We start from the raw sequence: 13,604 nt of genomic DNA, 5'->3' as shown, positions 1-13,604 counted from the left end.
CTCGGTGCCCGGGCCGACGGGCGCCGGAAAGGAAGGGTGCGGCGATGCGGGCGGACCGTCTGACGCTGAAGACTCAGGAGGCGCTCGGCGAGGCGAGGCAGATGGCCGTCGGGCTCGGGCACTCCGAGGTCCGGCCGCTCCACCTCCTGGTGGCACTGGTGCGTCAGAAGGAAGGGATCGTCGGACCGATCCTCGAGAGGGTCGGCGCGGACCCCAGGGCGATCGCCGCGGCGGCGGAGGAGCGGCTCCGCTCCGCCCCGCGAGTCGAGGGCGCCGCAGAGGTATCCCTCTCCCGCGAGATCTCGCAGCTCCTCCAGGATGCCGAGCGGGCGGCGAGGGAATTCCAGGACGAGTACTTGTCGACCGAGCACCTGCTGCTGGCGCTGGTGCGGGGGAGCGGAGAGGCCCCGGAGATCCTCCGCCGGCTCGGCGCGACGCCGGACGGCGTCCTGAGCGCGCTCAGGGACGTCCGCGGCACGGCCAGAGTCACCGACGAGAATCCGGAGGACAAGTACCAGGCGCTCCGCCGCTACGCGCGAGATCTCACCGAGCTGGCGCGCAACGGAAAACTGGACCCGGTGATCGGCCGCGACGAGGAGATTCGGCGGGTCATGCAGGTCCTCTCCCGCCGCACCAAGAACAACCCGGTCCTGATCGGCGATCCCGGGGTGGGTAAGACCGCCGTGGTGGAGGGACTGGCTCGGCGGATCGCGGACGGCGACGTTCCCGAGCTCTTGAAGAACCGCTCCCTCGTCGCCTTGGACCTGGGCGCGCTGATCGCCGGCTCCAAGTACCGGGGGGAGTTCGAGGACCGGCTGAAGGCGGTCCTCCGCGAGATCGAGGCGTCGGAAGGGCGGGTCCTACTGTTCATCGACGAATTGCACACGCTGGTGGGAGCGGGCGCCGCCGAGGGGGCCGTGGACGCCGCGAACCTCCTCAAGCCCGCGCTCGCCCGCGGGGAGCTGCGCTGCATTGGCGCGACGACGCTCGCGGAATACCGGAAGCACATCGAGAAGGATGCAGCCCTCGAGCGCCGGTTCCAGCCGGTGATGGTCTCCGAGCCTTCCGTCGAGGACACGATCTCGATCCTCCGGGGGCTGAGGGAGCGCTACGAGGTCCACCACGGCGTCAGGATCCAGGACGCCGCTCTGGTCGCCGCGGCGACTCTCTCCCACCGGTACATCGCCGACCGCTTCCTTCCGGACAAGGCCATCGACCTGATGGACGAGGCGGCCGCGCATCTGAGGATGGAAATCGACTCGGTCCCCGCCGAGGTGGACGAGGTCCAGCGGCGCATGACGCAGCTCGAGGTCGAGCGGCAGGCGCTCAAGCGGGAAAGCGACCCGGCCTCCCTCGAGCGACTCGACGGGGTCGAGAAGGAGCTGGCGGAGCTCAAGGAGCGCCACTCCCGGATGAAGGCGCGGTGGACCTCCGAGAAGGAGGCGATCACCAGGATCCGCGCGACCAAGGAACAGATCGAGCAGAAGCGCGGCGATGCCGACCGGGCGCAGAAGGAGGGGGCGCTCGAAATCGCCGCGAGGCTGCGTTACGGGGACCTCCCGAGGCTCCAGAAGGACCTCGACGCCGAGAACCTCCGCCTCGCGGAGCTGCAGCGCGACGGGGCCATGCTCAAGGAGGAGGTGGACGAGGAGGACATCGCCGAGATCGTGTCGAAGTGGACGGCGATCCCGGTGACGAAGATGCTCGAGGGGGAAGTCGAGAAGCTCGTCCACCTCGAGGAGGAGCTGCACCGGCGCGTGGTGGGCCAGGACGACGCCGTGAGGGCGGTGGCCACCGCGGTGCGGCGCGCGCGCTCCGGGCTCAAGGATCCGGACCGTCCGGTCGGATCGTTCGTCTTCCTCGGCCCCACTGGAGTCGGCAAGACCGAACTCGCCCGCGCCCTCGCCGAGTGCCTGTTCGACGACGAGCGGGCGATGATCCGGCTGGACATGTCCGAGTACCAGGAGCGGCACACCGTCGCGCGGATGATCGGAGCGCCCCCCGGATACGTCGGGTACGAGGAGGGAGGGCAGCTCACCGAGGCGATCCGGCGCCGCCCCTACGCGGTGGTCCTCCTGGACGAGATCGAGAAGGCGCACTCCGAGGTGTTCAACGTGCTGCTCCAGGTGCTCGACGACGGGCGGCTCACCGACGGAAAGGGCCGCACGGTGGACTTCCGGAACGTCATCCTGATCATGACCTCCAACCTGGCCTCGACGTACATCCTCGAGCACGCCGGCGACGACCCGGAGCGGCTGCGGGACGCGGTGACCCAGGCGCTCCGGGAGGCGTTCCGGCCGGAGTTCCTGAACCGTCTGGACGACACCATCGTGTTCCGGTCGCTTTCGAGGGAGGACCTGGCGGCGATCGTGGATCTGCAGGTCGCGCGACTCGCGCGGACGCTGTCCGCGCGGCGGATCGAGATCCGGGTGACCGAGGCCGCCCGCCGGCGGATCGCCGAGGAGGGGTACGACCCGGCGTTCGGCGCGAGGCCGCTCAAGCGGACGATCCAGCGCCGCCTCCAGGACCCGCTGGCCCTGAAGCTCCTCGACGGCACCATCGAGCCGGGGGACACCGTGGTCGCCGACGCGCCGGTCGGCGAGATCCTCCTGGCGAAGGGGACCCCGTCGCCGACGGCCTCGGGCCGGAAAGGGTAGAATCCGCGGCGAGGAGGAAGGCACCATGGCGATCCAGCGCTGGGATCCGCTCCGCGACCTCGTGGTCCTGCAGGAGAGGATGAACCGGATGTTCGAGGACGCGCTCGCGCGCTCCGGCGGGACCGCAGACACGGAGTCGCTGGCGACGAGCGGCTGGCGGCCGTCCGTGGACATCTTCGAGCAGGACTCGCACTACGTGCTGCGCGCGGACCTCCCCGGCATCCCTCCCGACGGCGTCGAGATCGAGGTCGAGGGGGACGCCCTCACGCTCCGCGGGGAGCGCAGGCCCGACGCCGCCGTCGGCCGCGAGTCGTACCTGAGGGCGGAGCGGCCCCAGGGGAGGTTCTCGATCCAGATCACGCTTCCGCCATCGGTGGAGCGGTCGGCGATCCGGGCTTCGCAGCGGGACGGCGTTCTCGACGTGGTGCTCCCCAAGAAAGAGGAGCGGGCGCCGGGAAAGCTCAAGGTCGACGTGAGGTAGCCCGAGCGCCGGGTGCGCCCGGCGTGCGTCCGTCCCCGCGGGCCGCTAGAATCACGGCGGGTGGGCTTCCGTGGTGAGGTTGAGCTCATGACGACCACGAATTACGTGAAGACCGCGCTCCTCCTGGGGCTCCTGACCGGGCTGATCGTGCTGTGCGGTGGCGCGCTCGGCGGCCGGCAAGGGATGCTCTTCGCCTTGGTCCTGGCCGCGGTCATGAACTTCGGCTCGTACTGGTTCTCGGACAAGATCGTCCTCGCGATGTACCACGCGAAGCCGGTGAGCGAGTCCGAGGCGCCGCGCCTCCACTCGATCGTCGCACGGCTCACCGCCCGCGCCGGCCTCCCGATGCCGAGGCTGTACGTGCTCCCGGAGGCCGCGCCTAACGCCTTCGCCACCGGGCGGAACCCGTCGCACGCCGCCGTCGCAGTCACCTCCGGGCTCCTGCAGCTGATGGACGACGAGGAGCTGGAAGGCGTGCTCGCGCACGAGCTGAGCCACGTGCGGAATCGCGACATCCTCATTTCCTCCATCGCCGCCACGATCGCCGGCGCCATCACGATGCTGGCCAGCATGGCGCGGTGGGCCGCGATCTTCGGCGGATTCGGCGGTCGGGACGACCGCGACGGCGGCTCCGGCGGAGCGCTCGGCTTCCTGTTCATGGCGATCCTGGCGCCGGTCGCCGCGGTGGTCATCCAGATGGCGGTGTCCCGCTCGAGGGAATACGCCGCGGACGCCACCGGCGCGCGCCTCGCCGGGAACCCGCAAGGGCTCGCCCGCGCCCTCGAGAAGCTCGCCCGCGCCTCGCAGCGCGTCCCGATGGACGCGAGCCCGGCCACGAGCCACATGTTCATCGTGAACCCGCTGTCCGGCCGGGCGTTCCTCAACCTCTTCAGCACCCATCCCCCCATCGAGGAGCGGATCCGCCGGCTGCTCGGTCGGTAGGCATGGGGACGTCCCGCGAGGTCTCGACGATGCCCAATCCGATCGATCCGAAGACCGGAGCCGGCCGGCCCGCCCTGAAGGTGGAGGACAAGCGGCACTGGGCGCGGAAGCCGTCCGAGGAGGAGTCGCAGGACGCCGGGGGCGACGACGAGGCCGCCGCGTCGCTTCGGCCGACCATCGTGGACGAGTACCGGCTGCGCGCGGAGGCGGCGGAGAGGAAGCTCCGGGAGTACATCGAGGCCTTCAAGAAGGCCCAGGCCGACCACGAGGAGTTTCGCGAGCGCCTGCGTCGGGACGTGGATCGCAAGGTCGAGGTGAATTTCGGCAGCCTGGTCACGGAGCTGCTCGAGACCGTGGACGCCCTCGACCTCGCGCTCGCCCACCTCGACGGAGCCTCCGAGGACGAGCCGCTGGCGAAGGGGGTCGCGCTCGCTCGCGACGGCTTCCTCGGCGCGCTCGAGCGACACGGCGTCAGCAGGCTCGTGCTCGACGGGGAGGTGTTCGACCCCAACGACGCGGAGGCGGTCCAGATCGTGGACACCGAATCCCCCGAGGCCGACGGCACGGTCGCCGCGACGCTCCGCGCGGGGTACCGCCTCGGCGACCGCGTGATACGGCCCGCAAGGGTCGCCGTCGCGCGACATCGCCGAAAGACCTGACCCGAGGTCGAGCCGCGTGCCATCTCCTCCCAGGAACCGGAGCCCCGAGCCGCACGGCGGCCGGCTCCGGCGCTACATCTCGTTCACACGGCCGTTCACCCTGCTTCCGCCGCTGCTGGGCGTCGTCTCGGGCGCCATCACGGCCTGGGGCTCCGCCTCGAATCCGCACGTGCTGGCGGGACAGCCCCGGCAGTGGACCTCGAGCATCGTCTGGACCGTCGTCCTGGGCTCGGCGTGCGCCGCGCTCCTGAACGCCGCGTCGAACGTGATCAACCAGATCTACGACCTCGTGAACGACCGGGTGAACAAGCCGAGTCGGCCGCTCGTCACCGGGGCGATCCCGATGAAGGTGGCGTTCTGGTACTCGGTGGCGTTGTACGTGGCCGCGGTGCTCCCGACGTGGCTCGTCGTCGTCTACCCCGCGGCGTCGCTCCGGGACAAGCTCCTGGCGCCGCTCGACCTCCACCAGTGCTTCTTCATCTACATCGCCGGGATGCTGTTCACGATCGCCTACAGCGCGCCGGCGTTCGGGCGGACCAAGGCCAACGCGTTCGGGGCGAACCTCACCATCGCGATCCCGCGCGGCTGCCTGCTCAAGGTCGCGGGCTGGTCGATGGTGGCCTCGGTGTTCCACCTCGAGCCGTGGTTCATCGGCTCGATCTTCTTCCTCTTCCTCCTGGGAGCTTCCACCACCAAGGACTTCTCGGACATGAAGGGGGACGAGGCCGCCGGCTGCCGCACGCTGCCGATCCGATACGGCGTGACCCGGGCCGCCCGGATGATCGCGCCGTTCTTCGTTCTCCCCTGGCTCCTCATGCCGCTCGGCGCGTGGATCCGGAATCCGTGGTCCCCCGCGCACCACATCCTGACGGGCAACCCCTGGGTCTTGACCGTCCTCGGCGCCGGCCTGGCGCTGTGGGGGATCTACACGGTCACGCTGATCCTGAAGGATCCGAAGGCGCTCGCGGAGGTGGAGAACCACCCCTCGTGGACGCACATGTACCTGATGATGATGAGCGCGCAGGTCGGGTTCGCGGTGGCGTACCTGGTTTGAGGCCTTTCCATCCGCATCGGACACGGCCGGACGCGGACCGCCCGGCGCGTCGTTACGGAGATCGTCAGCCGAGGACGCCGACGAAGAAGAAGATCCCGATCGCCGCGAGCCCGCCGGCCAGCGTGTTGGCGAAGTTCAGGAACTCGTTGTCGATCGGGCCCGCGCGGCGTGGAATCGCCCCCAGGTACGATTCGAGGGTCGTGCCGACGAACGCTGCCGCCGTCACCACGGCGACGCCGCTCGCACCCACGAGCCCGACACCCCACGCTGCGGACGCGAGCGCGATCGACGCGAGAACCCCCGCCAGGGTCCCCTCGACCGACACCGCCCCTTCTGTCCCCGCGGGGACACGGCGGAACGTCGTGACCAGGAAGTGCCGCCGGCCGAACGCCTGGCCGACCTCCGACGAAGCCGTGTCCGCGAGCGCCGTCGCGAAAGCGGCGACGGAGGCCAGCGTGAACGCCGCGTGGTACGGCGTCGCCGCGGCCAGGAACGCGAACAACACGCCGGCGCCCGCGTTCGCCAGGGCGTGCCGCGCGCCGCGCCGTCCTCCCCTCTCCTGGGCAATGCCGAGCGCGGCCTTCCTCGCGTAGCCGACCTGCGTGGCCGCGGTCGCGACCGCGAAGAACCCCAGGAGCATCAGGAACCCTCGCCACCCTCCGAACCCGTAAAGTAGCGTCCCCAACACCCATCCCCCGGCCGCGCCCGAGACGTCCACTCCGCGGGCCGCGTAGGCGGCGGCGGCCAGCAGGACGTTCACCGCAGCGCCGACGGCGAGGTCGTGCCCCAGGGCACCTCCCGCCGCGGCGAGACGCACGGGCTCCACGAGAGTGGCCGCATAGAGCGCCCCCCCGCCGGTGAGCGGCACCAGGAGGTTGTCGTCGACGCCGGTCTCGAGCGATTCGGCGAAGCCCGCGACGACCGATGCCGCGAGACACCCCAGCAACAGGAACGCGGTGTCGGAGACGGGAGAGCTCGTGGGCTGCCCGAGGAACGAGCTGCCGATCGCCCCCGACTCGACGTCGCCGTGCTGGACCCAGCGAATCAGGAGGGCCGAGGTGCAGGTGCCGTAGAGCGCGAAGGCGCAGAACCCCCACCAGGTCTTCCGCTCGTTCCACGGGAGCTTCGGCCCGCGCAGCGACACCCCGGTCACCGTCGCCATTCCGTCGCCGAACGCCATCAGCGCCCAGCAGGCGGCCGCCAGCTCGAACCGATGATGGAAGACCAGGATGAGCGTGAGGACGGCGGCGGGGTAGAGCACGATGCCCGTCGAGTAGCCCCGCGCCCTCTCGTCGTCGCGCAGCAGCGACCGTCGCGTCAGGCGGTGCAGGACGAAGAGATTGAACAGCAGGGCGACGGCGGCGCAGGCCGCGGCCTCGAAGGGCGAGAGCCACCGCAGGAGGAGCGCGAACAGCCCCATGGACATGTGGACCGACTTGCGCCTCAGCTCGGTCGCGATGCTTCCCACGTCATCGACTCCCCGGGAGCTCGCCGGTCTCCCTGAGCCAGGCCGCGGTCCGCGCGATCCCCTCCCGGAGCGGCGTGATCCGGTACCCGAGGTCGCGCTCGGCCTTGGCCGACGAGTAGGCCCACTCGTGGCGATAGACGCCCACGATCTCGTCGGTCAGCTCCGGCGGCATCGAGGTGATCTCCGCGCGCCAGCGCTCGAGCTTCCCGATGACGCCGGCGACCCAGAACGGGACGCTGCGGCGCGGCGGGACGATCCCGGTCGCGTCCTCGAGGGCGGCGAAGAGCTCGCGCGCGGTGCGGTTCTCGCCTCCGAGGATGTAGCCGGAGCCGGGAGCCGCCCGCTCCACGGCGGCCACGAACCCCGTCGCGACGTCGTCAACGTACGCGAAGCACTGGCGCAGGTCCCCGCGTCCGAGGTACCCGGGGAGGCGGCCCCGCGCATGCTGCAGGAGCAGACGCACCACGTGGTTCCCGTCGGTCAGCTCGCCGGGGCCGTACACGACCCCCGGGTAGAGCCTCACGATGGGGAAGCCGTCCCGTGCCAAGCTCCGCGCGGCCTGGTCCGCGACCCACTTCGTCCGCTCGTAGTCGTTGTGGAACCGTGCGGACGCCCGCGGGGTCTCCTCGTCGAAGATCGTGCCGTCGGTGGGGCCGAGGGCGATGAACGACGACGCGTACACCAGCTTCGCTCCCGCCGCTCGCGCCCCCTGCGTCGCGTTCCGGAATCCGCCCAAGTTCACCCGGTCGAACTCGCCGCGGTCCCGGACCCAGCTCTTCACCAGGGCGGCGGCGTGCACCACGGCGCCGCACCCTTCCGCGGCCTTCGCGACCGCCGCCACATCGGTGACGTCCCCCACGACCGCCTCGGCGCCGTCCGGCCGTCGCACCCAGCGCGCCGGGTCGCGCACCAGCCCCCGCACCTCGTGACCGGCCTCTGCGAGCCGCTCGGCCACGCGGCCTCCGAGGTAGCCCGTCGCTCCGGTGACCAGGACTTTCATGCTCGAGGCACCTCCAAAGCCGCGAGCCCGACCCGCGCGGGGGGCCTCACTGGTGGACGTCCAGCAACTTGCCGATCCCGCGCAGGTCCACCGTGAACCGGAACTCGCCCCGGCTGTTCGAGACGAAATCGCGCTGGAACCACTCCATCAGAAACCCGCAGCACTGCGTGTAGTACTCGGCGCGCCAGCGCTGGTCGGGAAACTGGCGAAGCTGGGCGTTGTACGACCCGTCCACGTCCACCTTGAGCTTCCGTCCGAAGAGGGTCACCCCGGCCGCCATCCGGAGCTGCGTCTGGTTCGACGCTCCGAGCGATCCGGCGGTCCGGACCAGCGAGAAGCCGGTCCTCGTCAGCTGGCCGCGCAGGTTCCCCGAGAGGCTGACCGAGGAGAACTGCTTCTGGAGGATGTCGTAGCTCGTCCGGAGGTCGAGGCTGGTATTCGGCTTCGGATTGAAGCGGCCCACGGTGTCGATGGAGGAGAAACGGCTGCTCTCGCTGACCCCGGCGCTGCTGAAGCCCGTGGACAGGTCGGTGCCGAAGGAGCGGCTCTGGCTGACCTCGAGCGACGCGATCTCCACGGGCTCCACCGGTGCGGGGGGCGTCGGGGCGCCCCCCGGCGGGGTCGCCGTCCCGGGCGGAGCCGGCTCCGCCTTCTTGACCTCGCCGGATGTCCCCTCCGGGAGCAGGACCGCCTCCCCTCCCCCCGCCGGCTCCGCCGGCTTCGCCCGCGGACGGGCGGCAAAGAGGCGCGTCCTCACGCCGTACGTGAGCTGGTTGGTCGCGCCGCGGCTCGAATCCACGTTGTCGTAGGGGATGATCTCGTCGTTGCGATCGAACGACTGCTGGTAGACGTACTCGATCCGGGGCTCGATGACGTGCTTGTAGCGCGACGAGAAGGGATTGTCGGGACGTTCGAAGATCCGGAAGATCTTCGGACCGACGATCTCGACGGTCGCGCCGCTCACGAATCGGCCCAAGGACCGGTCGTCGATCTCCTGCACCGCGGTCGTGGTGGTCTGGCCCGCGACCTCGACGTCCCGCGACCGCGTCGACTGGCTCTGGGAGTAGAACGTGGTTCGGGTGTTCACCGAGGGCGTGATGTCCAGCCAGGGGAACGGTGAGACGGGAGCCGAGATCGTGGGAAACATGTCGGCGCGGTAGTAGTCCGAAACCAGGGGAAACGCATACGTGTGACGAACGGTCTGGTCCGAGTCGGGATAGGGACAATCGCCGAATTCCAACGTGACCGGGCAGTAGCTGGGCGTGCGGAATTGGAGGTCGCTCTGCCGTATCCAGGCGGCGCTCGACTCGAAGCTCAGGTAGAACGGCGTCTTTCCGAGCCGGTGGCTCCGGCCACGCCACTCGATCTCCGGCAGCGTCTCCTGCACGGCGCTCGTCTCGACCTGGCTGGGCGAGGCCTGCCCCTCGACGTAGAACGGCTGGGGCTGCCTGAGCTGCTCGCGTCGCAGCTCCCGCACGTTCACGCTGGTCCAGCTGCCGTTCCGGCTGAACTCGACTCGCGCGAGGATCGTGGGGGTCGACACGAGCTTGAGATCGCGCTCGTAGTCCGTGAAGTACCGGAAGTCGCTGACCTGATTGATGTCGGCCACCATCCGGAATCCGTTCTCGAATTGCTGGGTCTCGGTGTAGGTCGCCCGGTAACGCTGGGCAGGCTCGCCCTGGTCGCTTGAGACCTGATCCTGGATGTAGAACCCGGTGAACCTCCCCGATCCCTTGCGATTGGGGACGAAGCCGAGGTCGGCCCCCCAGCCCAGACCCGCGAGGCTGTAGCGCTCCGCGGTCAGCGTGAGGTCGACGCTCGGCCCCAGCGGGAGGTAGAGAGGCACGCTGAAGAGCTTCCCCCGGTCCTGCGACGTGCCCAGCGATGGCAGGAGGAGACCCGCGGCGCGGTCCTTCTTGACCGGCCAGATCAGGTAGGGCAGATAGAAGACCGGCGCGCGCCCCGTCCTGAGCCTGAGGTTCCACAGGTGGGCGTAGCCGTCGATCCTGATCCGTGCCGTGGACACCGCGAGCGACCAGTAAGGCACCGGCTGAGTGCAGGTGGTGACGATCGCCGTCTTGAGCACGACGAGATCCTGCCCGATCTTCTCCGCGGTCTTCGCGACGAAGAAGAACTCCGGCTCCACCTGGCCGATGGCGTCCTGGATGGTCCCGTGCTCTTCCTTGAGGTCGTATTCCATCCGCGAGCCCGAGATCCTGTTGCCCGCCCAGACGATGAGAACGTTCCCTTCCGCCTCGATCCATCGGCCACTGCGGTAGGTGATCCGATCGGCCTCGATGCGCGAGTGTCCGGACCGGATGGTCGCGGCGCCCTCGAGGACGTACTCGTCGGAGCCCGGCACCTCCCGAATCCGGAGCGCTTCCACCGCGACGTCTCCCGGGAGTTTTCCGGGGCCGCCCGGCGCGGGAGACGCCTCGGTTGCGGGGGTCCGTCGCGGCGGCGCGGGCTCTGCGGCCATCGACGCGGTCGTCAAGTAAACGAGCAGGACGACGGGGAGAAGCCGGGGGAATAGCGTCGTCGCGCGCGGTTTCATGCGGTGATTCGAAGTGTATCCCCGCGAGCGGGACTGTCAAGGAGCGGGAATGCGCGCGCGCGTCGAGATCAGAACTGGTCCAGGTAGGGAACGAACGACGCGCCGGGCGCGTCGAGCGGCGAGAGGCTCGCCGCGTCGTCGAGGGGGAGGAGCATGGGAATCGCGGTGCGCCGCGAGCTGTACTCGAGATGCCATTCGGGAATCCACTCGGCGGCGCCTCCTGGAAACCAGCCGTGCACCTTCCGCAGCCCGGCGCGGCGGGCCTCCTCCGCGCCGAGGCGCAGGATCGCCGACAGCGCGCCGACGTCCGCCCCCGGAGCGCCGGCCTCCCGAACGGCCCACGCGCCCTCGCCGTCGAGCGAAATGAGGTAGCCGGCGAAGCGGCCGCGGTAGAGGGCGACACGATAGCGCCGCGTCAGGCCGGAACCGTCCAGCCGGGCGAAGTACGCCGCCGCCCGCGACAGCAGGAACTCCCAGTGCTCCCTGTCGCGCAGCACGGCCACTGGCCGGTCCGCGCAGTCGTCGTCGTGCGCGCGGATCACGGCGGCGAGATCGCCCGCGGTCATCGGGCGGAGCTCCCATCCCGGCGGCGGCGGCACCGAGCGGTCCAGCCGCCCCGCGGCTTCGTCCGCGGGAAGCTCCCGAAATCCCAGTGCCGCGTAGTAGGGAACCCCGATGTCGGTGAACAGCATCGCCAGCGTGCCACCCTCCTCGCGGGCCTCGACGAGCACCGCGCGGATGAGCTCGGCCGCGTGCCCCTTGCCCCGGAGGATCCTCGGCGTGAACACGGCGCCGATCATCGCGGCCGGGCCGGTCCGACCGAGCAGCCGCACGACCGGGCGGTAGAGCTTCAGGCTGGAGAGAACGGTTCCATCGTCCTCGACCCAGACCAGGTAGCGGAAGCGGCGCTTCGCCCATGGGGTCTCGAGAAGCTCGAGCCACATTTCGAGGTACGCTCGGTACGTCAGGCCGGCACCCCAGAGGCCGTGGCTTTCCTGGAGGATGGCGGCGATCTCTTCCCGCCGCGCAACCCGAAGACGTGGCAAGCCATTACCCTCCGCGGGCGGCCCGGCGCCCGCGCTCCCGACGGAGATGATCGGTTCCCCGAGCGTTCTCGCCCTCGGCCGGGCAGCAGGGGTCACCGGTCAGTAGGGCTCCCTCGGGCAGCGGCAGCGCGAGAGGCGTCGGCTACACGCGAAGCAATAGCCGTTCCGCTCGAAGAACTCCACCATCTCCTGCTGCCACGCGTCGATGATCGACAGACGATCGAGCGTCGTGAGCGTTCCCGAGACCCGCGTGTCGGTGAGCCAACTCCGCATGTTCGAGAGCGAATCGTGGTACGCCCGACGGATCTCGAAAATCGTCCGCATAAAATCCCTCGGGCGACGCCCCCGGACCCGGCTGCGTCCTCCCCCCGCTCGGACTCCCGATTCCCCCCCTCGGTACGTCCAGGAAAGTACACGCTTCTCGGCCCCCTGGGGTGGCCCGGACGGCGAATCCGCGGCAGATATTCCGCGGAGTGCGAGGTGACGGTGACTGTGGAAAACCTGTGCGCGCTTTCCGAGGGCTCCCTGGCCGACCCTTCCGTCTAACAAGGACTGTGGAATCGCGCGGAACAACTGAAGCTATTTATTTCTAATACGTTACGAGTCATGATCGCCAATGTGGACCCGAGATTCCCCGAAAAGGTAATCGCCCTTCGAGATTTCCACACCCTTCTCAACGGTTCGGCTTTCCGGTCGATTTCGCGCCTCTCCCACCCCACACCCCCTCAAATCGCGGGTGCCAGCGGCTGGCCCTATGAAAAAGCGCCGGGTCGAGTGACCCGGCGCTCCCACGGACCGCGTTGGACGGACTTCCCTCGTGCCTCAGGTCAGGAACTCCCGGAGGTCGCCGCACTCCTGGGCCGACTGGATCTTCTTGAGAGCGGTGGCCTCGATCTGGCGGACCCGCTCGCGCGAGAGCGCCATGACCCGGCCGATCTCCTCGAGGGTGTAAGGCATCTCCCTGCCGATGCCGAATCGCAGCCGGATGATTTCCTCTTCCCGCGTGTTCAGGACCCTCAGGGTTTCCTTGATCTTCTCCCGGAGCTCACGATCCACCGTTCTCTCGAGGGGAGACGGCGCGTTCGGGTCCGCGACGAACCGGAGAAGGCCCGGGCTGTCGTCGTCGGAAGACGAAACGTCCTCGAGCGCCTGCGGCTCCTGGACGACGCCGAGGATCTCCTCGACCTTCGCCACCGGCATCCTCAGCTTCTTGGCGATCTCCTGCGGCGTCGGCTTCCGGCCCAGCGTCTCGCCGAGCTCGCGGGCGACCCTCGAAATCTTCTTGATCTTCTCGTTGACGTGCACGGGGATACGGATGATCCGGGCCTTGTCGGCAATGGCCCTCTCGATCGCCTGCTTGATCCACCAGTAGGCGTACGTGGAGAACTTGTTCCCTCGCTCGTACTCGAATTTCTCCACCGCCTTCATGAGGCCGATGTTTCCTTCCTGGATCAGGTCCATGAAGGAAATCCCGTGGTTCAGGTATTTCTTCGCGATGTGGACCACGAGGCGTAGGTTGGCGAGGATCAGCGCGTCGCGGGCGTGATCGATGTGCCGCTTCTGCTCCCGCGCCTCCCGCACGAGAACGTTCACCCTCGGATCCTTGTGCTCCCGGTCGAACCTCCACAGCCGTGCGCAGCAGGACTCGAGCTGGTCCAGAGGCCACTCGCTCCCACGCTTCGGTCCCTCGATGTCCCCCTCGAGCGCGTAGTCCCGGCAGAACGCGGGAATGCGCAGGACGGT

Annotated in this window: 11 protein-coding genes; 5 read left to right on the top strand and 6 right to left on the bottom strand. The window is 69.4% G+C overall.

Translation table 11 applies throughout. The features are described 5' to 3' along the window. Positions 1-44 precede the first annotated feature (44 nt). From clpB to LAO51_09490, 5 genes are all read left to right on the top strand, one after another. Positions 45-2,657, top strand: coding sequence for an ATP-dependent chaperone ClpB (clpB, locus tag LAO51_09510; GenBank protein MBZ5638976.1), 2,613 nt, complete (start codon positions 45-47; stop codon positions 2,655-2,657). A 25-nt stretch (positions 2,658-2,682) separates the two neighbouring features. Continuing rightward, positions 2,683-3,138, top strand: coding sequence for an Hsp20/alpha crystallin family protein (locus LAO51_09505; GenBank protein ID MBZ5638975.1), 456 nt, complete (start codon positions 2,683-2,685; stop codon positions 3,136-3,138). 87 nt (positions 3,139-3,225) lie between these two features. Then, positions 3,226-4,080: a zinc metalloprotease HtpX gene (htpX, locus tag LAO51_09500; GenBank protein MBZ5638974.1), complete on the top strand. Its 855-nt coding sequence runs from the start codon at positions 3,226-3,228 to the stop codon at positions 4,078-4,080. A 29-nt stretch (positions 4,081-4,109) separates the two neighbouring features. Then, a complete protein-coding gene (locus LAO51_09495) occupies positions 4,110-4,739 on the top strand; it encodes a nucleotide exchange factor GrpE (GenBank protein MBZ5638973.1) in 630 nt (209 codons plus the stop codon). A 16-nt stretch (positions 4,740-4,755) separates the two neighbouring features. Next, on the top strand, positions 4,756-5,793 hold the full coding sequence (locus tag LAO51_09490; protein ID MBZ5638972.1) for a UbiA family prenyltransferase: 1,038 nt from the start codon (positions 4,756-4,758) through the stop codon (positions 5,791-5,793). A gap of 64 nt (positions 5,794-5,857) precedes the next feature. On the opposite strand, the gene LAO51_09485 is transcribed toward LAO51_09490, so the two are convergent. The 6 genes from LAO51_09485 to LAO51_09460 all read right to left on the bottom strand — a co-directional run. Beyond that, the gene (locus LAO51_09485; protein MBZ5638971.1) at positions 5,858-7,261 is read right to left on the bottom strand and encodes a DUF92 domain-containing protein; all 1,404 of its coding nucleotides are present in this window, start codon (positions 7,259-7,261) and stop codon (positions 5,858-5,860) included. Between the two features lies 1 nt (position 7,262). Further along, a complete protein-coding gene (locus LAO51_09480; protein MBZ5638970.1) occupies positions 7,263-8,261 on the bottom strand; it encodes an NAD-dependent epimerase/dehydratase family protein in 999 nt (332 codons plus the stop codon). A 46-nt stretch (positions 8,262-8,307) separates the two neighbouring features. Further along, positions 8,308-10,815 carry an LPS assembly protein LptD gene (gene lptD, locus LAO51_09475; GenBank protein MBZ5638969.1) on the bottom strand — a complete coding sequence of 836 codons (2,508 nt, stop codon included), beginning with the start codon at positions 10,813-10,815 and terminating at the stop codon, positions 8,308-8,310. Between the two features lie 68 nt (positions 10,816-10,883). After that, positions 10,884-11,861 carry a GNAT family N-acetyltransferase gene (locus tag LAO51_09470; GenBank protein MBZ5638968.1) on the bottom strand — a complete coding sequence of 326 codons (978 nt, stop codon included), beginning with the start codon at positions 11,859-11,861 and terminating at the stop codon, positions 10,884-10,886. Between the two features lie 99 nt (positions 11,862-11,960). Then, on the bottom strand, positions 11,961-12,185 hold the full coding sequence (locus LAO51_09465; protein MBZ5638967.1) for a hypothetical protein: 225 nt from the start codon (positions 12,183-12,185) through the stop codon (positions 11,961-11,963). Positions 12,186-12,683: 498 nt separating this feature from the next. Continuing rightward, a partial coding sequence (locus LAO51_09460; protein MBZ5638966.1) for a sigma-70 family RNA polymerase sigma factor occupies positions 12,684-13,604 on the bottom strand: 921 nt, incomplete at its 5' end.

The sequence above is a fragment of the Terriglobia bacterium genome, from assembly GCA_020073205.1.
Taxonomy (GTDB): domain Bacteria; phylum Acidobacteriota; class Polarisedimenticolia; order Polarisedimenticolales; family JAIQFR01; genus JAIQFR01.
This window is presented reverse-complemented; position numbering and strand designations above follow the sequence as displayed.

Bases quoted from the DNA above. Each gene is read 5' to 3' on its own strand.
- LAO51_09465 (MBZ5638967.1), bottom strand. From the start codon at position 12,185: ATGCGGACGATTTTCGAGATCCGTCGGGCGTACCACGATTCGCTCTCG.
- LAO51_09495 (MBZ5638973.1), top strand. From the start codon at position 4,110: ATGCCCAATCCGATCGATCCGAAGACCGGAGCCGGCCGGCCCGCCCTG.
- htpX (MBZ5638974.1), top strand. From the start codon at position 3,226: ATGACGACCACGAATTACGTGAAGACCGCGCTCCTCCTGGGGCTCCTG.
- LAO51_09480 (MBZ5638970.1), bottom strand. From the start codon at position 8,261: ATGAAAGTCCTGGTCACCGGAGCGACGGGCTACCTCGGAGGCCGCGTG.
- LAO51_09505 (MBZ5638975.1), top strand. From the start codon at position 2,683: ATGGCGATCCAGCGCTGGGATCCGCTCCGCGACCTCGTGGTCCTGCAG.
- clpB (MBZ5638976.1), top strand. From the start codon at position 45: ATGCGGGCGGACCGTCTGACGCTGAAGACTCAGGAGGCGCTCGGCGAG.
- lptD (MBZ5638969.1), bottom strand. From the start codon at position 10,815: ATGAAACCGCGCGCGACGACGCTATTCCCCCGGCTTCTCCCCGTCGTC.